The 19,584-nt window shown below is 66.1% G+C and carries 18 protein-coding genes and 1 pseudogene; 11 read left to right on the top strand and 8 right to left on the bottom strand.

Features of this window, described 5'->3' with window-relative positions; translation table 11 throughout:
* Positions 1–113: 113 nt before the first annotated feature.
* Positions 114–2,468: a tetratricopeptide repeat protein gene (locus G4Z16_RS01390; protein ID WP_246530611.1), complete on the top strand. Its 2,355-nt coding sequence runs from the start codon at positions 114–116 to the stop codon at positions 2,466–2,468.
* 548 nt (positions 2,469–3,016) lie between these two features.
* Here the strand turns inward: G4Z16_RS01390 and G4Z16_RS01385 are convergent.
* The 5 genes from G4Z16_RS01385 to G4Z16_RS01365 all read right to left on the bottom strand — a co-directional run bounded on the left by G4Z16_RS01385 (position 3,017) and on the right by G4Z16_RS01365 (position 7,172).
* Complete coding sequence (locus G4Z16_RS01385) at positions 3,017–4,270, bottom strand: hypothetical protein (protein WP_343070601.1); 1,254 nt, start codon at positions 4,268–4,270, stop codon at positions 3,017–3,019.
* Between the two features lie 864 nt (positions 4,271–5,134).
* Positions 5,135–5,365, bottom strand: a complete 231-nt coding sequence (locus G4Z16_RS01380) for a hypothetical protein (protein WP_246530610.1) — start codon at positions 5,363–5,365, stop codon at positions 5,135–5,137.
* Positions 5,366–5,684: 319 nt separating this feature from the next.
* Positions 5,685–6,125, bottom strand: coding sequence for a DUF2267 domain-containing protein (locus G4Z16_RS01375; protein WP_246530609.1), 441 nt, complete (start codon positions 6,123–6,125; stop codon positions 5,685–5,687).
* Positions 6,126–6,182: 57 nt separating this feature from the next.
* The gene (locus tag G4Z16_RS01370) at positions 6,183–6,608 is read right to left on the bottom strand and encodes a DUF2267 domain-containing protein (protein WP_246531192.1); all 426 of its coding nucleotides are present in this window, start codon (positions 6,606–6,608) and stop codon (positions 6,183–6,185) included.
* A 126-nt stretch (positions 6,609–6,734) separates the two neighbouring features.
* Positions 6,735–7,172: an Hsp20/alpha crystallin family protein gene (locus G4Z16_RS01365; protein ID WP_197348763.1), complete on the bottom strand. Its 438-nt coding sequence runs from the start codon at positions 7,170–7,172 to the stop codon at positions 6,735–6,737.
* Positions 7,173–7,300: 128 nt separating this feature from the next.
* Between G4Z16_RS01365 and G4Z16_RS01360 the strand changes: the two genes are divergently transcribed.
* The 7 genes and pseudogenes from G4Z16_RS01360 to G4Z16_RS01330 all read left to right on the top strand — a co-directional run bounded on the left by G4Z16_RS01360 (position 7,301) and on the right by G4Z16_RS01330 (position 13,427).
* Complete coding sequence (locus G4Z16_RS01360; RefSeq protein ID WP_197348762.1) at positions 7,301–7,957, top strand: type III effector protein; 657 nt, start codon at positions 7,301–7,303, stop codon at positions 7,955–7,957.
* A 1,038-nt stretch (positions 7,958–8,995) separates the two neighbouring features.
* Positions 8,996–9,130, top strand: a complete 135-nt coding sequence (locus G4Z16_RS33190) for a transposase (RefSeq protein ID WP_425508039.1) — start codon at positions 8,996–8,998, stop codon at positions 9,128–9,130.
* Between the two features lie 142 nt (positions 9,131–9,272).
* Positions 9,273–9,509 carry a P-loop NTPase fold protein gene (locus tag G4Z16_RS01350; protein ID WP_197348760.1) on the top strand — a complete coding sequence of 79 codons (237 nt, stop codon included), beginning with the start codon at positions 9,273–9,275 and terminating at the stop codon, positions 9,507–9,509.
* A gap of 15 nt (positions 9,510–9,524) precedes the next feature.
* Positions 9,525–9,857, top strand: a complete 333-nt coding sequence (locus G4Z16_RS01345; protein WP_197348759.1) for a hypothetical protein — start codon at positions 9,525–9,527, stop codon at positions 9,855–9,857.
* A 717-nt stretch (positions 9,858–10,574) separates the two neighbouring features.
* Positions 10,575–11,603 (top strand): YaaC family protein, encoded by a 1,029-nt coding sequence (locus tag G4Z16_RS01340; RefSeq protein ID WP_197348758.1) that lies wholly within the window; start codon positions 10,575–10,577, stop codon positions 11,601–11,603.
* Positions 11,604–11,605: 2 nt separating this feature from the next.
* Positions 11,606–11,887 (top strand): annotated as a pseudogene (locus G4Z16_RS01335) (DUF5655 domain-containing protein); the annotation flags it as partial.
* A gap of 574 nt (positions 11,888–12,461) precedes the next feature.
* Complete coding sequence (locus G4Z16_RS01330; protein WP_197348757.1) at positions 12,462–13,427, top strand: hypothetical protein; 966 nt, start codon at positions 12,462–12,464, stop codon at positions 13,425–13,427.
* A 29-nt stretch (positions 13,428–13,456) separates the two neighbouring features.
* On the opposite strand, the gene G4Z16_RS32870 is transcribed toward G4Z16_RS01330, so the two are convergent.
* The 3 genes from G4Z16_RS32870 to G4Z16_RS01315 form a co-directional block, all read right to left on the bottom strand.
* Positions 13,457–13,912 (bottom strand): transposase, encoded by a 456-nt coding sequence (locus G4Z16_RS32870; RefSeq protein ID WP_197348756.1) that lies wholly within the window; start codon positions 13,910–13,912, stop codon positions 13,457–13,459.
* A 796-nt stretch (positions 13,913–14,708) separates the two neighbouring features.
* Positions 14,709–15,566, bottom strand: a complete 858-nt coding sequence (locus tag G4Z16_RS01320; protein ID WP_197348755.1) for a VOC family protein — start codon at positions 15,564–15,566, stop codon at positions 14,709–14,711.
* Complete coding sequence (locus G4Z16_RS01315) at positions 15,563–15,802, bottom strand: ferredoxin (RefSeq protein WP_197348754.1); 240 nt, start codon at positions 15,800–15,802, stop codon at positions 15,563–15,565. The genes G4Z16_RS01320 and G4Z16_RS01315 overlap by 4 nt, the downstream gene beginning before the upstream one ends.
* Before the next feature lie 420 nt (positions 15,803–16,222).
* On the opposite strand from G4Z16_RS01315, the gene G4Z16_RS01310 reads away from it, so the two are divergent.
* The 3 genes from G4Z16_RS01310 to G4Z16_RS01300 are packed head-to-tail and all read left to right on the top strand — an operon-like array spanning position 16,223 to position 19,581.
* The gene (locus tag G4Z16_RS01310) at positions 16,223–17,677 is read left to right on the top strand and encodes an aldehyde dehydrogenase family protein (RefSeq protein WP_197354079.1); all 1,455 of its coding nucleotides are present in this window, start codon (positions 16,223–16,225) and stop codon (positions 17,675–17,677) included.
* Positions 17,674–19,017 carry an aromatic ring-hydroxylating oxygenase subunit alpha gene (locus tag G4Z16_RS01305; RefSeq protein ID WP_197348753.1) on the top strand — a complete coding sequence of 448 codons (1,344 nt, stop codon included), beginning with the start codon at positions 17,674–17,676 and terminating at the stop codon, positions 19,015–19,017. Before G4Z16_RS01310 ends, G4Z16_RS01305 begins: the two co-directional genes overlap by 4 nt.
* A 48-nt stretch (positions 19,018–19,065) precedes the next feature.
* Positions 19,066–19,581 carry an aromatic-ring-hydroxylating dioxygenase subunit beta gene (locus G4Z16_RS01300; protein ID WP_197348752.1) on the top strand — a complete coding sequence of 172 codons (516 nt, stop codon included), beginning with the start codon at positions 19,066–19,068 and terminating at the stop codon, positions 19,579–19,581.
* The last annotated feature ends 3 nt before the right edge of the window (positions 19,582–19,584 follow it).

Raw genomic sequence — 19,584 nt, 5'->3', positions numbered from 1 at the left:
GACGGGGCTGCGGTGAGGAAATGGGGGAAGTGGTGCAGGCGACAGCACTCTTATCGGCCATGATTCCTTGGTCCGCCCACCCTGACTCACAGGCATGGAGCGACCTGACACGAGTGGTGCACACGACAGTTCAAGGGGACGCTGAACTCGCGGAAGCCTGGGCCGCAGTGAACGACATGGGTGACCCCTCCAGCGGCCTGCCCCGTCTGGCCCATGCACTCATTCAACGTGCAACCCAGCGCCCTGAGTTCGAAACCGCGCTGATGTGCTGGCTCCGCGAACACGGGACATCGGACAGAACACGAAGACAGAGCGCGAACACCATCAGCGGGTCAGCGCAACTGCACGGGCCGACCGTGCAAGCCGGTCAGGTGCATGGCGGTATCCACTTCCACACCACCCCGGACCGGCAGCAGCAGCCCATACCCCATGAACTACCCCCGTTCCGTGCGCACTTCGTGGACCGCGACCAAGATCTCGCAGCGCTGAACGAACTCCGCGCCTCTCACCCGGCATCTGCCGTCCAGCTACTGGTCGTCACCGGGCTTCCCGGTGTTGGCAAGACCGCGCTTGTCTCGCGGTGGTTGCACCAGCGGGCACGCCAAGACTTCGGCGATGGCGAGTTGTACGTCGACCTGGGCGGCTACTCTCCCACAGGACCTGTCTCCCCCGGCGACGTGCTGGAGCACCTGCTACGCGCTGTCGGTGCTACTGCGCTGCCCCCCGAGACTTCCGAACGGGCAGCGCTGTGGCGGTCGCTGACGTCCGGACTGCGACTGGCAGTCATGCTGGACAACGCAGTTACCGCAGCGCAGGTACGACCGTTGCTGCCTGCAGGCCCCGGGAGCCTTGTGGCTGTCACCAGCCGCAGCCATCTCTCCGGTCTCCTCGTGGACGGCGCCTCGCTTCACCAGTTGGAGGCGCTGGTTCCCGAAGCTGGCGTCGAGCTGCTGACTCAATCGGGCGGAGGGCCACGGATCGGTCAAGATCCCGGGGCAGCGCAAGCCATTGTGACGTTGTGTGCAGGACTGCCGCTGGCGCTGTGTCTGGCGGCGGCCCAACTGGCCATCCACCCCCGGCGATCCTTATCTACGCTGGTGACTGCCCTCTCCCAAGGAGACGGGCCACTTGAGGCGCTACGCGTGGATGGCCAAGCTGCAGTGCGCGCCGCTTTGGATGAGTCCTACCGGCTCCTGCCCTCAGCCGTCGCAGAAATCTATCGGTGCCTGGGCGTTCTACCTGCCCGCCACTATGACCAGGAGCTGGTCGCTGCGGCCTGCGCCCAGCCCGTACACGAGGTTGAGCGGGCCCTCCAGAACTTAGTCGAGAGCAACCTGTTGGAAGAAGCCGGCGACAACGGCAGCTACCGCTTCCACGACCTCGTTCTGCCGCATGCCCAGCAGCGCGGCGAAGCAGAGGAGACAACCGCGGCGCGCCAGGAGATACTCCGCCGCTATGTCGACTGGTGCCTCGACGCCGCGACCACTGCGGAAGGCATTCTCACGCCCAGCCACCGGAACCTGGCTCGCAGCTACTCCCGTCAGCCCGCTGAGCCGATCGGCTTCTCCGAACCAGCTGCCGCGCTGGAGTGGCTGGACAGCCACCGGGCCAGCCTCATGGCGGCTGTGCGGCACAGCGCCGACGCAGGATGGCACGCGAGTTGCTGGCAACTGGTAGACGCCATGTGGCCGCTCTTTCTCCGCCTGAGGCCCACAGAGATGTGGATAGAGGCGCACACCGTCGGATTGACCGCCGCACAACGAGACGGAGACCGCCAAGCAGTCGGACGCATGCTGACCTCGGGCGGCAACGGACTCCGAAACGCCGGCCGCCACCGAGAAGCAGTCGACTGGTACACACAAGCCCTCTGTCACGCCGAAGAGGACAACGACCCACGCCAGCAGGCCCAAGCGCTGAACGGACTCGGCAACGCCCACCTGGCGCTGCACCAACTCAGAGAGGCAGAAGAACACTTCGTCCGCGCCCTGGCACTGCGCGAAGAGATCGGGTACCGGCGGGGTGCGGCCCTCTCCCGCGTCTGCCTGGCGGAGACCGCATTGGAACGAGGAGACCACCAGCGGGCCCTCCAGTACCTGACTCGAGCACACACCGACCTTGTCGCCGAAGAAGACACCTACGATGCCGCTCGTTCACTCGCCCTCCTGGGACACACCACGGCTCTCCACGCCACGTATGAGCAGGGTGTTGGTCATCTCCTGGAAGCCCTGGAGGACTTTCACCTCTCCGGGTCGCTGCACTGGCAGGGCCGGACCCTGGAAATGCTGGGAGAAGCAGCTGAACATCACGGTGACGCGCAGGAGGCGCGCAGGTACTACTCACAGGCGCGGGAGGTGTACCTCCCGATCAGCCCGACGGACACGAACCGCCTGGAAGGGCGGCTGCGGCACCTGAAGCCGCCGCAGCCACCTCCAACAACCCCCCTACTGGCAGAAGTTGAGTCGGGTTGAGCCCGCAGGTAGGACCAGGACCGCCTCCAGCAAGTCTGCCGGCGCCTGGCCGACGACCAACCACGCGTGGAGGAACGAGGCCAGCACTTTGTGCCAGCCGGTTCCTCGGGCTGTATGGGCCGGCACCGGCAGCGCGGTGATAGCAACACCGGAGCGTGTCGCCAGCACACACCCACCGTCTGTGAGTGGCACCGCCACAACCAGACATCCCGAGTATCGGCTCAAGAGGTCGGCCAGGCGAGATCGTGCACCGACCGCAGAATGGGCAACCGACGGAACAAGCACATCCGCACACTCCGCCCACGCGGCGAGCTCCGGCGACTCCGGATCCAGGCAGAGGTGCCGATCTTCGCATGCTTGGCCCCCGGTCACCTCGCTCTCAACCACAACGCGCGAATTCGCCGGGGAGGATGCAGCGGGCGACTCGATGCAGCGCATGACCCCGGGCTTAACGCCCTTGGACGCCGTTGCGGGACCGAGCACCTCCCACCGGTGTGCCCGGTACACGATGAGAACCGGGGAACGCGTCACCACCTCCGCCTGAGTGTTCACGCGGCGACACCGTCCTCTGGCCAGTCCCAGCTGTCCAGGCTTGGCGGCAGAGGGGCGATCGGTGTAGTCGGCTCCCAGGCAGGTTCACCCAGCCCGAGCATCCGATACATCAACCCCCGCATCCGCCGGTGGAAACGGCCTGGTTCGGATGACAAGGTCTCCGCTACCTGCCGATGTCCGTCAGCCCAATACTGCGCCGCCGCATAGCGCAGCTGCTCCGCCAGCGAATGCGCAGGTGACACCACAGGAGCGGCGGAGGCCAACACTGCGGCGGGAGACGTACCGGCAACCTCACGGTCCGGACTGTCCGTCAGCAAGATCGGAATGCCGGCTGCTGTGGAGTACGCCGTCAGGGACCCGTGATCGCCGATGACGTAGTCCGCTGCGACGAGCAACGCTTCCCAGTCCGCCTCCGGGGGAAGCACCGCGAGACCTTGTCCGCGGCAGCTGGCCAGCCAGCTGTTGACCTGCCAACTACCGTGACCTGCCCAGACGTTCGGATGCACCAGCAGCGCCACGCGAAATCGATCCTGCGGCAGCTGACTTAACAGCTGCGGGAGCAAGACCTCGAACCGCCCAAACGTTGAGGATGGACCCCACGTGGAAGAAACCACTACAAGCCGACGGTCGTCTTCCACGCCCAATGCGCGGCGATACGCCGCCCGGTGAGGCAGGCTTTTCGTGATGCGGTCAAGGCAGGGATCGCCGACGATGGTAGCCGCCTCCAGCGCCTCAGGACATGAGCGCTTCAGTTCCTCCAGGTCCCTCTCGTGTGCGAATGCCACAGCTGTCGGCACAACACGACCGTTATGGAGCAGATGCTGGCGGCTCAACATTCCTGCCGTCCGCGAGGATTGCCTGGACGGATCCCCCACCTCTCGCAGCAGCTTGATGTGTCCTGCACCATGCGAGAGACGGATGAGCGGAGCCCGGAGTTGATGAACGCCACGCGATCCAGCAGCAAGTGCCAGATCGAACTGAGCGCTCACAGCTTGATTCCAGGGAACCGTCGAGATTCCTAGCTGTCGAAGATACTCCGCTATCCCGTCACCGAGCGGGTGCGGAGCCACGGTGAAAACCACCTGGATCCGGAAGTCGGATTCCAGAAGTCGGAAGACATCGCGTAGGCGCTGTGCGTACGGAATCGTATGCACGACGACAAGCACGGTCTTGCAGTTCCGAATGGTTAACCACTGTCCCCGCTGTAGAACCGCGGGCATGGTTCGCCCACCGATTGCCGACATGCGCATCCCCCTGAGTGTCGACTTCATCCTCAGAAAGGCCTGCCCTCGCGCACCGGCAGGTTGTTGGCAACGGCCTTGCAAGATGCTTGCAGACGCCAGCTGCCTGCAAGGATGCATCCAAGGTGACCGCTGCCTCCGCCGGCGAGGCTCGGCGTATTGATCACCTCGGTGTCTGACAACGTTCTCATCGACCACCTGCGCAATGAGGCACACGTGCAGCTCTAAATATTCAAGATCATTGGGCCTTGAGGTCTAATGCCCGAAATAGGCATGTCTCCATGGTGGGGTGACGCGTCCAGCATGAGGCTCTTAAACTGGGCATTGCAGGCCATAATTCGACAATCCCTTCTCTTGTCCATGATCGGTGTGGCAAGGCATACGCTTGTCCCGGCACCTATCTATGGGTGCAATTCGGCCACCGTTGGCCAGGACTTGATGCTCGTGAATAAAAGTGGCAGCATCCCAGTCCTGGAGAGTCACAGCAGGGTCGACTCCGAACAGCGGGCAACTATGTCGCCGCGCTCGAACGTACAAGAAATAGGAGAATCGCCGGTGCCAAAGATCGGCATGCGAGTCATGCTCGCATTCACTGCTGCTGCATTTATCGCGCTTTCTGCCGGGGTGTGCATCCCCTATCTTGCCCAAAGCGAGGCCGCAGTACACGAAGTGTCGGCGTAGCCGAATCGTACCGGAGTGGAGGAAGATCCACTCCGGTACGCGCATTGCCCTGCGACGAATTCCTTCACTGGTTCTTCAAGTTCCATAGCAGTCGGTCACGCAACTTGTCGATGCCGCCGTTACTGTGAACCGTAATAGCCTTCCGTGAGCAGGTGCGTCATCGATGCTCTCCTCATTGCGCGTCGCCGTGGGTCAGTGGAGCCAGCCGACGTCGCGTACTTCGATGGCCCCGTCGCGGGGCTGGTAGTGGAGCCAGTAGAAGGGGCCGAAAGCTTCCCGGACTTCTTCGATGGCGCCGGGGTCACGGACATCGGGGAAAGCATCGGGCCGGTCGCCCCGTACTGGTCCCACCAGATCCATCACCTCGTCCCGGGCATCGTCGTCGGAGAGTCCGGCCATCACCTCGGTCGCGAGGTCTCCCATCACCAGACCGTGCATCGCTGCCCCGTTGTTGCCGTTCAGGGAACGGTAGGTAGGCAGGACGCCGAGCAGCTACGGGTGTGGATAACCGTCCGGAGGGTCGTAGGACTCGTTCTTGCCGGGCGCCTCGCCCAAACCGACGGCCAGCTGTACTTGCGCGCGGGCCCCGCACCGTGTGCCTCGGCGTGCGGCCCGTCGGGGCAGCGGACGACAGCTCGGCGTGGGGCCGGTCGGGGCAGCGGACGACAGCTCGGCGTGGGGCCGGTCGGGGCAGCGGACGACAGGGAGCCGCCGGATCCCCGGAAGCGTCGTGGACTTCTGCTCAGGCTGCCTGAATGAGTTCGGCGCGGCCGAAGAGGATCGCGTAACCGGAGGGAAGCCGGGCGAGTACGCGGTCGAGTAGCTCCGGGCCCGCCAGTTGGCCCACGACGCCCAGTACGGAACCGACATCCCAGCGGGTGGTGGCAAGGGTGCCGCCGGTGCGCACCGCCAGATCTTTGACGAACGCCCACCCTGTCAGCTGGTCGGATTCGGGTGCCCGGGAGGTGAGCACTGCGGCAGCCTCATGGGGCAGGCGGGCGGCGAGCTCCGCCCTTTCCTCTCCGGTGAGTCGGCGTCCCAGTGCGGCCAGGACGGCGCGGAGCGTTTCCTCCGCCCGCTCCCGGGTGGGGTAGGCGCCGTCGTAGCGCACGCGCTCCAGCATCTGCGCGTACGACATGGCCGGCGTGACGGCGGTCGTCGAGTGTCCCGATGTGGGCGGCATGGGTTGTGCTGCACCTTTCTGGTTGTGGGATCGGCTGGTGTCAGTGGGCCGGTGAGCTCACCGGTTCTGCGGACTGTGTTCGTGGGACGTGGTGTCCTGGGGGCGGCCGAAGAGCAGGTCGTAGCCAGGGGGCAGCTGGAGCAGGACGCGGCGGGTCAGATCCTCGCCTGCGGCGTCGGCGGCCACGCTGAGTACGGCGCCCACGTCCCAGGCTGCCGTCTGCTCGGTTGCTCCCTCGATCCACGCCGCGGTGGCGCGCACGAACCGTTCGGCGGAGAGCGGTTCGGCCGCCTGGAGGGGATTGAGCAGGATCAGCGCGAAGGTCTCCGGGAGCCGGGCGGCCAGCTCGGCCCGTACGTCGCCGACCAAGTGCGCCCCGAGCAGGGCGAGTACGGTGCGTGCCGCCCGGTCGGCGTCCGCACTGGTCGGGTACTCACCGCGTTCCTGCACCTGGTCGAGGAACGCCTCCCACCGCATGGCCACCATGATTGCCCCCTTCCCGTTTCGGCCTCCGTTTTTCAGTTCGTGAGCGGAGGACGGCAGCGGCGGAGGACGGGAGTTGGGGGGAGAGAGCAGTCCGCCCTGCGCCGCTGCCGGTGAGGCTGTGCCTCAGGCCCGGATCTCCTTGCGCCCCGGGGTCGCGCCGATGGCGATCTTGCGCGGCTTGGCACGCTCGATGATCGGGACTCTCACCGTGAGAACCCCTGCGTCGTAGTCGGCGCTGATGTGCTCGGTGTCCAGCGTGTCGGCCAGCACAAGCTGGCGCGAGAAGACACCCAGCGGCCGCTCCGAGAGTTCCACCTTGGTCTCGTCGGTCTTGCTGAGCGGCCGGCGTTCGGCCTGGACCGTCAGCATGTTCCGCTCGACGTTGATGTCGATGGCATCCGGGTCGACGCCGGGGAGGTCGAGAGCGATGACGTACTCGTCGCCCTCACGGTAGGCGTCCATCGGCATCGACGCGGGGCGCGACCAGGTGCCGGATGTGTTGCCGAAGAACTGCTGGGTGAGCCGGTCGAGTTCACGGAAGGGATCGGTGCGCATCAGCATCGTGAAAACACCTCCAATTCAGGTAGTCCATGCCCATGCGCTGGTACCTGTCTCTCTTGTAGCATGTCAACGAGACGATGACAAGCAAGCTCGTCATCTGACGGTTGACGATGGTGGAAGGTGATCGCATGACCGCAGACGATCAGGGATCCGCTTCCTCGCCCGCCTCCTTCCTCGCCGCCACAGCGGCGCTGGAGACCATCGAGGAAGCCGTCCGCAGCGCGCAGACCCGGCGGCGCGCGGAGACGCCCGGCCCTGAAACCAGGTCCGAGCAGGCTCTGGCCGCCCTTCTGCTTCTGCGCGAACTGCGCGACCAGCTCGCCGGGTGGGAGCCCGGGCTGATCGAAACCGCCCGCGAGGCCGGCGCCAGTTGGGCCGACCTCGCCCATCCGCTCGGCGTCGCAAGCCGGCAGGCCGCCGAACGCCGCTATCTGCGGCTGCGTCCCGGTGCTCCCGGGGCCAACGGTGAGGAGCGCATCCGAGCCGTCCGCGACCGCCGCGCGGCCGACCGCAGCGTCAGCACGTGGGCCCGCGGCAACGCCGCCGACCTCCGCCAGCTCGCCGGGCAGGTCACCGCCCTCGCCGACCTACCCGCCGAGGCCCGGGCGCCCCTTGCGCAGGCTCTCGGCAGCAGCGATCCCGCCGCCCTCCTCGGGCCCCTGAACAGCGCCCGTCGTCACCTCACCGGCAGCCATGACGACCTGGCCGCTCAAGTCGACGCCCTCACCCGTCACACCGACGCGCTCCGGCAGGCGAGCGGCGAGGAGCGCCGCCCGGCCACCTGACCCGGCGACCGGACGAGGGTGCGAACCGGCCGGGCCCACCCGCGCGCGGTACGTGCGGCAACCGCCGGGCCGGAAAGCGCTCCGTGTCCTTCAACTGCCATGGAGAGGCCCCGAATTGCCGGTTGCCTTTGGACGGCAGCGGTCAGCAGTGGCGGCGGGTTGGTGAACGTCACGGGAAGGCGATTTCACTCTACGCTGACAGCCGTGAAGGTCCGTGCCCCAAGCAACTCAGTTCAGGGTCGTCGGAGTTGCGGGCACATCGATGGCTGCAGGCAGACGCCGCACAGTGTCGGCTTGGTCGGTCGCGTGTACTGTCGTCATGCCCATCGCGCCAGCCGGTGGCAGGTTGAGCTGATTGTCGTCCACGAACACGTGACGTGGAGAATGAACGTCCAGGCCACATCGCGTCGGTGGTCGCGACTGGCTGCTTCCAGCGCCAGTCGGATCACGCCTCCCGGTCCGGGCTGAGTAACATCGTCCCCGTTGGTTACGGGATTGGTCACGAGACATGGCGACAGAGAGAAAGCCCCACATCAGCCGGTGTCGCGAGGGGACTTGAAGCTGCTGCCCCGGCGTTCGTGGGAGGCACCTCCTGGCTCCACCGCGGACATGACGCATCTGCTGGCGATCAGCGGCGCCAACCTAAGCCCGAGAGATGGGTACCAAGCTGAACGGCGAGAGAAGTGATGACTGCAGGGGCTTTGGCCGAGGTCCCGTAGTCGTCACCTACGCGGGAGCTCCAACCGTGTGCGTGTGACGCGTCGGCTCCGGCAGTGCCGGGAAAGGTTTCGAGTGGTGCCCATTTTCGCTCAAATCGGTTGTGACGCTTGTCACTTGAGGCCTTGGCATTGTGGACTGACTCGTCCAGTAGATCGCATCTGTCCTTTTTGTAGCGCCATTGTGGGCAATATGGCGACGTTGTCGTCGGGATCGGTCGGGGTGATGCGCGTTGGGCGTCTTCTACATGGGCGGTCAGGGAAGCGCTACGCCGACGAGACCTAGGCCGTTTCGTTCGGATCATAGATCATTGGTCTGGGCGTGCCGTTAACCGACGTGCGGTGGGGGCGGATTGAGCCGTTGCTTCCGGACCGGACGCCGAAGCGTGGTGGCCGCTGGCGGGACCACCGCGAGGTGATCGACGCGATCGCCTGGAAGTTCCAGACCGGATCGTAGTGGGTGCACCTGCCGGCTCATCGCGAGTGGTCGTGTTCTCCCGCGTTCGCGGCAACTCGCTCGAGATACTGATGAGTGACATGAACCTCTGACATTGGGCGAGTTCGCGCAGCCGAGCCATCGCCAGAGAGCAAGGCAGGCAATGGCCGCGAAACCTCCGCCGATCCGGCTCTGGGACGACAACCCCAGCACGTTGGACCTCCTCGGGTTCGACGCCGTGGTCGAGCCGATCGTCGCCGCAGTCCGCGAACGCAACATCCACCCGCTGACGCTGTCAGTGCAGAGCCCATGGGGCGGCGGGAAGTCCACGATCTTGAAGTTGATCGAGACAGAGTTCAAGGACGATGACACCTGCTTCGTCGTCTCAACCAACCCGTGAGCCTACGACGACCAGGTGGACGTCAAGGGCACGCTGATCTCTGAGATTCTGCACGGCATCGAGAGTCAGATCCCCGATCCAGGCCTCAAGGCCAAGGTCGCCGAGAAGGCGAAGGAGTTGCTGGGACGCATCAGTTGGAGCCGCGCTGCGGTTGCCATCGCCAAGGGAGCGCTGACCTTCCAGGTCGACCCGCAGCAGATAGCTGACATCTTCCAGCCCAAGGACCCGGGCGGGCCGGACTCGATGGCGAGCTTCAACGATGCCTACAAGGAACTGCTCGCGCTGATACCGAACGTCGAGCGCGTGGTCGTCCTGGTCGACGACCTCGATCGCTGCCGCGGTCGCTGAACTGTCCGGCCCAGTCCTCGCGCATCGGGCCTTCGTCGAATCCGGTGAGTTCTTCGAGCTCGGGTCAGTCCCCGGCTATGTGCAGGCGTCGCACGCCGGACCACATCGCTGCGCCGTAACACATCACGCACGTCCGCCAGTTGACGACGAGTTCGAGGTCCGGGGGCCGCCCTCGGTGCCGAGGTCCCAGGCCCCGAGTCGGGTCTGGGCGAGGGGGAGGGCAACGACCTCCGCGTGGGTCGAGGAGAGCCCGGATGACCGGCAAGGTGGTCTCCACCGGGGTCAACCTCGTCCTGGCGAGCCGGTTGACGAGTCGGATCCGGTCCTCGTCGGTGGGCAGGACGCCCGGAACGTCGGCGAGTTCGGCCGACACCCAGTCGGGTAGCCCGGGCGCCGAAGGAGGTCGCAAAGGCGGAGGTGTCCATGGTGGCCTCGGTCAAGTCGGTGAGGCAACGGGGGCCATGGCGACACTAGCCCGCATGTACGCGGCGGCTGCGTTCGGGCTGCGTGGCCGCGGCCTTGGACGTGTCTGCCAACGCCGTTGCCCGACAAATGTCGTTGACGTCACGTCTAGTCCTCGATTGCTCTCCTCGTCCGGCTGCGCCGAGCCGGGCACTTTTCCAGGCAGGAATCCACGTCGGTCTGGGTGACAACCACCGCCTACGCGAGGGAGGAATCTCCGCGGGGACTGTCTGACGACGGGTAGCGTCTCGGGCCATGTACATCGATGTGGACGCTGATGAGGCGTGGGAGCGGCTACGGGCCAGCCGCTGGAAGCCACCGGGTAAGGCCGGAACCGGCGCCCGCCGCAAGACCTACTCGGCGGCCTTGGAACAGACCGAGCAGATGTTCCGAGCTGCATCTGTCGTGGGTCCCGCGACGCGTCCTCTGCAGGTCTTCTACGGCCTCAGCCAGGCCGGCCGGGCCATCGCGGCCGCCGCGGTGGCACTCAAGGGCGAGGACTGGCGGCTCATCACCCACGGGATTAAGGCCTCGGGGTTCGACAAGCACTTCCCCGACATCGAGATCCGCACCGACCCGCCCGGCACCCACGGCAGCTTCGTTCGGGTGAGCGAGGTGCTCGTCTCACCGGTGTGGGAGAAGGACGCGGTGCGCCTGGAAGACGTGTGGGACTTGCTGCCGCTGAACCTCGGTTACCCGCTCACAGGGCGAGAGCGGCCCACCCCGCTCTTCGCGGCCGCCAGCAGCATCCACTACCAGGACCACCCTTTGCTGAGCATCCCCGTGTGCGACATCCCCGACCGGGTCATCGACGCCGGTACCCGCGACGCGCTGGCCGACTTCCTCACCTCGTACCCCGCCGTCGCTCGGCACGAGAGCTACGAAACTACCTGTGCCCTCAGCCTCGGATCCGAGGCGACACCCGAATACACCCGCTATGACCACGGCGGTGGCGAACTGGTGGTCAACTGGGAGATGCCCCAGGGCTCGGCAACCTCAGCCGAACGCCTCGAGTATCTGCTGACCATGACACGCCCCTACGCGGGCCAGAGGTACTTCCTGCCCGTCCTCACCCCGATGTCCAGCGAACTGCACCCGCTGATGGCCTGGTGGGCCACCCTGTACGCCCTGTCGATGCTCGCCCGCTACGAACCCGCGAGCTGGGTGACCAACATCAGCGTCGACAGCAGCCAGCACGCCGTCTCGATCGAACGTCTCCTGGAACGCGCCATCATCCATCTGCCCGTCCTGATCGCGGACACCATTACCGAGGTGAGTACATGAGGGTCCTGGCCGGCCTGGGCGACGACGTGAAGCGGATCGAGAACCAGACCTACCGGGCCTACCGCAGAACGCAGCACTTCGCGTGCGTCTGCCCTCCGCAGGAGACCAAGCTGCTCGTCTACCTCAAGGCCAACCCGAAGAAGGTCGATCTCGTCCCGGACTTCACCCGGGATGTGACCGGGCGAGGTCACCATGGCACGGGCAATCTTGAGGTTGCGCTGCGTACGGAGCGGGACCTGGAGCGCGCCGGCGATCTGTTCCGCCTGAGCTACGACGTGTCGTAGCCCGTGGGCAGAACTCGTGCTCAAGGGAAATCGCGCGCTTGCGCGAGGAGTTGTGGGCTGTGGGGGTATAGGCGGCCTTTCGACGTGCGGACAGTGGGTGGCGGTGGACCTCCATGATGCGGCGGTTCCCCGGTTTAGCTAACCGGGGAACCGCGGCTATGTTCCGCCGCTTGTCTCGGCCGCTGCCTCGCGGCCGTCGCCGAGAAGTGCGGGCGTTGTGAACGTGCCCACCTCGCAGGGCGATTGAGGACCATGCGGGACCAGCTGCGCCACCTGCTCTACCTCACGTTGCTACCCCTCGCAGGGGATCATGGTCACCCTCACCTCTCTTCTGCTGCACGCCTGGCGGTACCCGCGTTGCCTACGAGCTGACCAGTGCGGGGAGACGCTGCGGGGGTGCGGCCGCCGTCACAACCAGCGTCTGTACGTGGGGGGGCGTCGGTCCCGTTCCGGCGGCCTGGCAGCCTCCGTATACTCCGCTGGGACGGGCACGGCGTGAACTGAGGTCATAGCGCCGGACTTTGGCCGGTCAAAGGGAATCCGCGACCCGGACCCGCGCCACTGGAGGTGGCCGTTGCGAGAGCTGCTCCCGCACCGCCGAAGAGGGTACGCGGCCCTCGCGATCGGCCTTGCCGTCTCGTACCTCCCGCTCGCGACCCTGACCGCGATGGTTCTGTACACCTTCGGCATACGTGAGGGATTCGAGAGCGCAGATTCCCTGTCCCTCTCCGAGATTCCGACGGTGATCGCATTCCTGATGGTCGCCGCGCTGGTCGCCCGGGTGCGCGCCTTCGTCGGCGGCGATGGTCCCGTGACCGGCGCCCGGGCTCGTGCGCAGGCCGGCATGATGGCGGCCGAATGCCTGGGCGTCGCACTCCTGGCGGCATTGACAGGAGACGGCCTCATCGACGCGTCACTCGTCGGGGCCGGGGCGTCGAGCCTGATCACCGCAGTACGGGTGACCGGCTGGGTCCGCACTCTGCCGCCGCCGCCCGCGCCCGACCCGTCCCAGTCGTCGCCCCCACCGCGGCGGGGGCGACCCACGCGCAAGAAGCCGTCACCCAAGTCGCCTCCGTCCACTCCCGGCCCGTCGCGGTCCACCGCTTCGCCGCCGCGCGGGAGGACTGCGCCGGGCCCGGCACGTCCGCGGGGCAGGTTCACTCCTCCCCGCCCAGGCCGTACGGCCTCGCAGGCACCGCCCCGCCATCTGTTCGACGGCCGTACGCCGCCCGCACCCGGCGACATCTGGTTCGCGACGGTCCCGTTCGATGACGACGCGGGGGCGAAGGACCGCCCATGTCTCGTCGTGCGCACGCTCGACCGCCACGCCGAGGTACTGAAGATCACCAGCGTGGACAAGAGCGAACACCACAACTACGCCCGCATACCGACCGCCTCATGGGACGCCAAGGCGGAGCACGACAGTTGGCTCGAACGGTCTCCGCTGCGCCAGGTCTCCTACTGGGAGTTCCGGCGCTTCATCGCGAAGTGCGACGCCCGAGTCTGGCGAGAGGTGCAGGAGGAAAACGGCGTGCCGTGACCTCGAACGCGAGCCAATTGATTACGAGCTCAACATCTTCGTGATAGCGGGTTCCACCTCACGCTTGCAGGGCAAGTGACTGCCCTCGCAGGCCGTTCCACCTCCCTCTCCACCACCTGGCCACGGAAGCGCCGAGCCGGGCACCAGCACGGACGTCTTACGACGCTTGACCCCGCTGCTGACCAGTACGCCAGGACCCCCACCTGCTGGGCGGCCAAGTCAGGCTCCGCCACCAAGAGAAATCGGCGCAAGGAGTCGCTCGTCGGCTCGGCCATTCCTCTCCGCGCGACCGCCGCGCGCGCTGAGGTGTGGTGTCGCGGCATCAAGTCCCATCTCGTAGGGCTGTGCACCGACGGTGATGCGCAGGGCAACCGCTGCCACGTACATCCCGAGATGGCCACGAACACAATCGCAGCGAGGACTTCACGGTGACCGTGCCGACGCCGCCCGCCGCCTTGAGGCCGTGACGGCGACGCCGGCACCACCCGCTGGAACTACTCCCGCAGCTCATCCGGCACCAGCCGCTCAACCATCCCTACACATGCAGACTATCCAGCAGACCAAATGAGATGAGCTGTAAGGGTGCGACGCACTGGTTGGATCTCCTTCGCCTGGCCGCGGGCTCGATGGGCGTGGCGCTGTGGGCGGCGCACCGGTTCCATCTCGAGACAGAGGCAACTGCTGTTAACCGCCCTACTGGCGCTGAGGCCCCTGTATCAGTCGTGGGTTCCTAACGGGCTGATCGGGAAGATGCATTCTCAATACCAGCGTTGGAACAGCGGGCTGAAGCCTTGGCCCAGGCAGTACGTAGGCAGTGGGAGGACGAGGCGAGCCTGCGGCGTCTGAATGCGCCGTACTCAATGCCGGTGTCCTGGCAGGCGGCGTCGGGCGAACTCGTGGAGTCCTGGTCCAAGCTGCGGGCGGTGGCAATGAGATGGCCCTGAGGGCCGCCGACCGATCCCACGGAGTGGGCTGCCGATGACCACGCTCTTGCGGGAACGGAGGGTCAAATCGGTGGCCTGGTATCGAGCATGGTGCCCACTCGGCGCGTGGTGATCCTTGGTGAGCCAGGTTCGGGGGAGACGATGCTGCTTGTGCGCCTTGTGCTGGACCTTCGTTCGGCGTGAGCGGAGCGACGGAGACAGAGTGGTCCCCGTTCTGTTTCCGATGGCTTCCTGGAATCCGAGAATGGGGCCGATCCGGGCCGGCCCCAGCTTGCGCTCGGTCCGCAGAGCGCAGATGCGGGAGTCGGTGGGAGGTCCTGTTCCGGGCCCTCGCCGGTCAGCGCATCGCGGCAGGCATCGGGGTCCCCCATTGTTCGGGTCGTCCTGGCGGCCACACGCGCGGCACCCAGGTCGAGTCGTCGACCCGCAGGACCTCGCAGGTGTATTCGACGATGTGCTGGTCGGGGTCGAAGAAGTACGAGAAGAGGTTGTTTCCCGGACCGTGCCGGCCTGGGCCCCACACCCGCGAGACGCCTGCGTCTCCCAGCACCTTCACCCCGTTCGCCAACGCTGCCCAGTCCTCGACTGTGAAGGCGGTGTGATGCATGGACGGTGCCGGGTTCTCGGACCGGATGAGCGCGAGCGAATGATGGTTGGCGTTGCAGCGCATGAACGCCATGAGGTTCTCGGTCTCGTCGGAGAGACGGAATCCAAGGACGTTCTCGTAGAACTCCCTGCTGGCGTCGTAGTCGGGGACCCTGAGCACGACATGGTCCAGGCCCAGGGGCTTCACGTCGCGGGTGCCGTATCCGTCCGTCCGCACTTCGAGGTCGGTGACCAGCTCCACGAGCACCCCGCTCGGGTCCCGGAACCGCAGCGCCGCTCCGACGCCGGGTTCCAGGTCGCGGGTGGGCGGGACCTCGACTGGGAGCCCGCGCATGCCGAGCGCCTCCTCGGCTCGTCCGAGGTCATCGGAGCTTTCGACGACGAAGGCGATGTGGTCGAGATCCGGTGCGCCCTCACTGAGCACGACGGCGTGGCTGTCGGGCGAGTCCGCCCGGAAGTACCGGTGGCCCTCGTGTTCCTCGGCAAGATCGAGGCCCCACCGATCAGCGTAGAACTCACTGGATCGATCGACGTTGTCGACGCGAAGCCCGACGTGCGCGAGCCGGACGACGTTGATCGAGGTGTTCATGGCAACTCCCGTTGCGTGGTGGACGCTGGGGCCTCACTTGTCGCGGACACGATGGCAAGGGCCGCAGCGGGACACTCGGCGACAGCGTGCTCGACCATCGGGCGGTCTCCGTCGGCGATCTCGTCCTGGAGCACCTTGACCGAGCCGTCGCTGCCGATGTCGAAGTACGCCGGGGCGGCGAACACGCAGTTGCCGTACCCGTCGCACGCCTCGGCGCTGGCAGAAATGAAGCTCATGGCTGACCCCCTCGCGACTGATGCGTATACGGAATATTGCTATCAGAGCCTCGCGTCAGGCGGCTGTCAAGCCCGCGGGCCGGCCCCAGACCCGGCGCAGCTGATCATCGTCGACGCTCCGACGAGGCAGTGGCATCGACTGTGACCTCGCAAATAATGCGCTGCTCGGCCCAAATCGAGGAACGAAGGACCCTTGGCCCCGCCGGCCTTGTCATCGGCTCCGGCGAATCGTTGACACTGGGATTTGGCTGTGCCTAGGATCACAACAACAAGAAACAACGTATACGGACTATCCCTTCCTAGGAGGCTCCTGTGGCGCTATCAACGGCGGATCCGGCGCACGCGTCCCTGAAGCCTGACGGGGGCGGTCTTTCGGCCAACGAGGCTCGAGCACGCGAGGTGCTGAACCGCGACTGGCGCATGCTGGTCGGGGGTGAACTCCGCTCGGCTCAGAGTGGCGCCACCTTCCCGGTGACTGGTCCGTATACCGAGGAACGGATCGCGCTGGTGCCGGACGGAGGGCAGGCCGACGTCGACGCAGCGGTGGCCTGCGCCAAGGAGGCATACACGGCCTGGTCGGCGTGGACAGCGGCCGATCGCGCGAACCTGGTCCTACGCCTCGCCGAGGCCGTGGAGCGCCGGGGCGGCGATCTGGCTCTGCTCGACGCCGTCGACAGCGGTGCGCCGATCGCCGTGATGGCCAACGACGTGGCGTTCGCCGTTCAGACGCTGCGGTACTTCGCAGGGCTCGCGCTCGAGCTGAAGGGCACCACCACGCCGGCCAGCGAGAACCTGCACTTCACGGAGCGCCATCCCTACGGCGTCGTGGCAAAGATCATTCCCTTCAACCACCCTGCGCTCTTCGCGATCAGTAAGGTGGCTGCGCCTCTCGTGGCCGGCAACAGCGTCGTCCTGAAGCCGGCAGAGGCGACTCCGCTGTCGGCACTCCTGTTCGGCGAGATCTGCCGCGACATCCTCCCGCCCGGCCTCGTCAACGTGGTGGTCGGCGACGGACCACGCGTGCCGGACGCTCTCGTTCGGCACCGGGACGTGCACCGCATCGGATTCACCGGAAGCGAAGCCACTGGGCGAGCGATCCAGCGCGCAGCAGCTGAGGTGGCGGTCAAAGAGGTAACGCTCGAGCTGGGCGGCAAGAACGCCCTGATCGCATTCCCGGACGCCGACCCGGATGAGGTCGCCGATGGTGCCGTTCGAGGCATGAACTTCACCTGGTCGGGACAGTCCTGCGGATCCACTTCACGACTGCTCGTGCACTCCGCCATTGCCGACGACGTGATCCGGCGAATCGCGGAGCTCCTCGCTGACCGCGTGTACGAGTCGCCCCTGTCACCCACCGCGGTCCAGGGCACCATCGTGAACCGCTCGCAGTACCAACGGATATTGGACTTCATAGAAGCAGCGGTCGCGGAAGGTGCCGAGATAGTCGTCGGCGGTGGGCCCCCCGGTGGCGATGGTCCGGGCCTGTTCATCGAGCCGACGGTGCTCGATCAGGTTCGACGGGATCACCGGGTGGCAAATGAAGAAGTCTTCGGTCCGGTGCTCTCGGTGATTCGATGGACCGACGAGCAAGAGGCCATCGAGATCGCCAACAGCGTTCGGTACGGGCTGACGGGCAGCGTGTACACGAACGACATCCGTAGGGGTCACCGCGTGACGCGGGCACTCGAGACCGGCTACGTGTGGGTCAACGGGGCGAGTCAGCACTTCATGGGGATGCCTTTCGGCGGGTGGAAGAACTCTGGCACGGGATATGAGGAAGCGCTCGAGGAGTTGTTGAGCTACTCGCGGCTCAAGTCCGTGAACGTGATGCTGCACGTCCCGGCCACCTTGACGGAGAGGGCGAAGAACTCGTGAGCACACCGATCTCTCCGCGCGCCTTGGAACTGCTCGAGGACATGCGCGACAACTTCGAACAGGGCCTGGTCCCGCTCTCCGTCTACAACGACCCAGAGCTGAGCGAGGTCGAGCTCGACCGCGTCTTCAACCGCAACTGGGTGTTCCTCGCCCACGAGTCCGAGATCCCTGAGCCTGGCGACTACGTTCTGCGGACGATCGGTGAGGATCCGTGGATCGTCGTGCGTGACGAGAGCGGTACGATTCGAGTCCTCCTCGACAGCTGTCGGCACCGGGGCGCTCAAGTGTGCCGCGCCGACAAGGGCAACACGTCCCACTTCCGCTGTCCCTACCACGGTTGGACCTACAAGAACTCCGGCGACCTGGCCGGTGTGCCTCACCGCGTGGAGTCCTACCGAGAGCTCGACCTCAAGCAATGGGGCCTCGTCAAGGCTCCTCACGTCGACACTCACCGCGGCCTGGTCTTTGCCTGCCTGGCCGCTGACCCTCCAGAGCTGAGCGAGTATCTCGGCGGCATCGCCTGGTACCTGGACGTGCACCTGGCACTGACCGAGTTCGAGGTGCTGGGGGATCCTCACCGCTGGGTGGTGGGAGCCAACTGGAAGATCGGTGCGGAGAACTTCGCCGGCGACAGCTATCACACGGAGTCGGTCCATCGCTCGGTCGTCGAGGTGAGCCTGTTCCCCAGCATCCTCCTCAAGCACGGGGTCGCGGCACAGGGCAAGCGGCACATCAGCGGGCTGGGCGGTCACGCCGCGAACCTCAATCATGACGTGGGTGCCCCTGAGGAAGCACAGTTCTGGGGCTATCCCTCCGAGGTCACCGAGCAGTTCGATGCCGAAGGGATGGACCCTGCCCAGTACGAGCTCGCCAAGTGGAGCAAGCTCAGCACCGGAACCGTCTTTCCCAACCTCTCCTACCTTTGCTCCGCCTTCGTCGACGCGCCCGGCAGGCCGCCGGGCACCGTGCTGATGCTGCGGCAGTGGCAACCACGCGGTCCCGCGGCCATGGAGCTGTGGAGCTGGATCCTGGTTCCGAAGGGCGCGAGCGATGAGTACAAGGACCGCGTCGCACGGGTCGCCACGGCGTCGTTCAGTCCCTCTGGGAACTTCGAGGAGGACGACACGGCGATCTGGTCGACGATCGCCCGAACCGCTGGGAGCCGCTATGCGCGCAGCGAGAACCTGAAGCTGAACTACCAGATGGGGATGCCGGGCATGGCGGAGATCGAGCGGGACGAGAACTGGCGTGGCCCCGGGGTGGCCTTGATGTCGGATCTGGAGGACGGAGGACAGCGGACGGTACAGCGTCGCTGGATCGAGGAGATGCTTCGCCCATGACCTGCGCAGATGCCGCCGTAAGCTCGCCGGGGCAGGAAGGAGCGGGCAGTGAATGACGTGCTCCTCCAGTGGGAGGCCCGCCAGCACGCGATGGACTTCCTTCACCGTGAGGCTGACCTTCTCGACGGTCGTCGGCTTCCCCAGTGGCTGGAGCTGCTTCACGCAGACCTTGACTACCGGATCCCCGTGCGCACGACTCGGGAGCGCTCCGCGGCGACGACATTCAGCGCTGCGGCTTTCCACATGATCGAGGACCGGTCCACGTGCCAGGCGAGGGTCGACAGACTCGCTTCCGAGTTCGCCTGGGCGGAGGACCCGCCGTCCCGTACCCGCCGGTTCGTCTCCAACATCCAGGCCGTCTACACCGACGAGGACCGCGAAACCATTGACGTACGGAGCAACCTGCTCGTCTTCCGCGCACGCAGCGAAGATGCCGCGATCCACCTGAGCGGCGAGCGACAGGACGTGCTCAGCCGCGTCCTGGAGGGCTGGCAGCTTCGCAGCCGCACGGTCCTGCTCGACCACACGGCACTGCCCACCTTGAACCTCGCGATCTTTCTCTGACCC

Source organism: Streptomyces bathyalis (genome assembly GCF_015910445.1).
GTDB classification, from domain to species: domain Bacteria; phylum Actinomycetota; class Actinomycetes; order Streptomycetales; family Streptomycetaceae; genus Streptomyces; species Streptomyces bathyalis.
The sequence above is the reverse complement of the archived record's forward strand: the minus strand, read 5'-3'. Positions and strand labels throughout refer to the sequence as shown.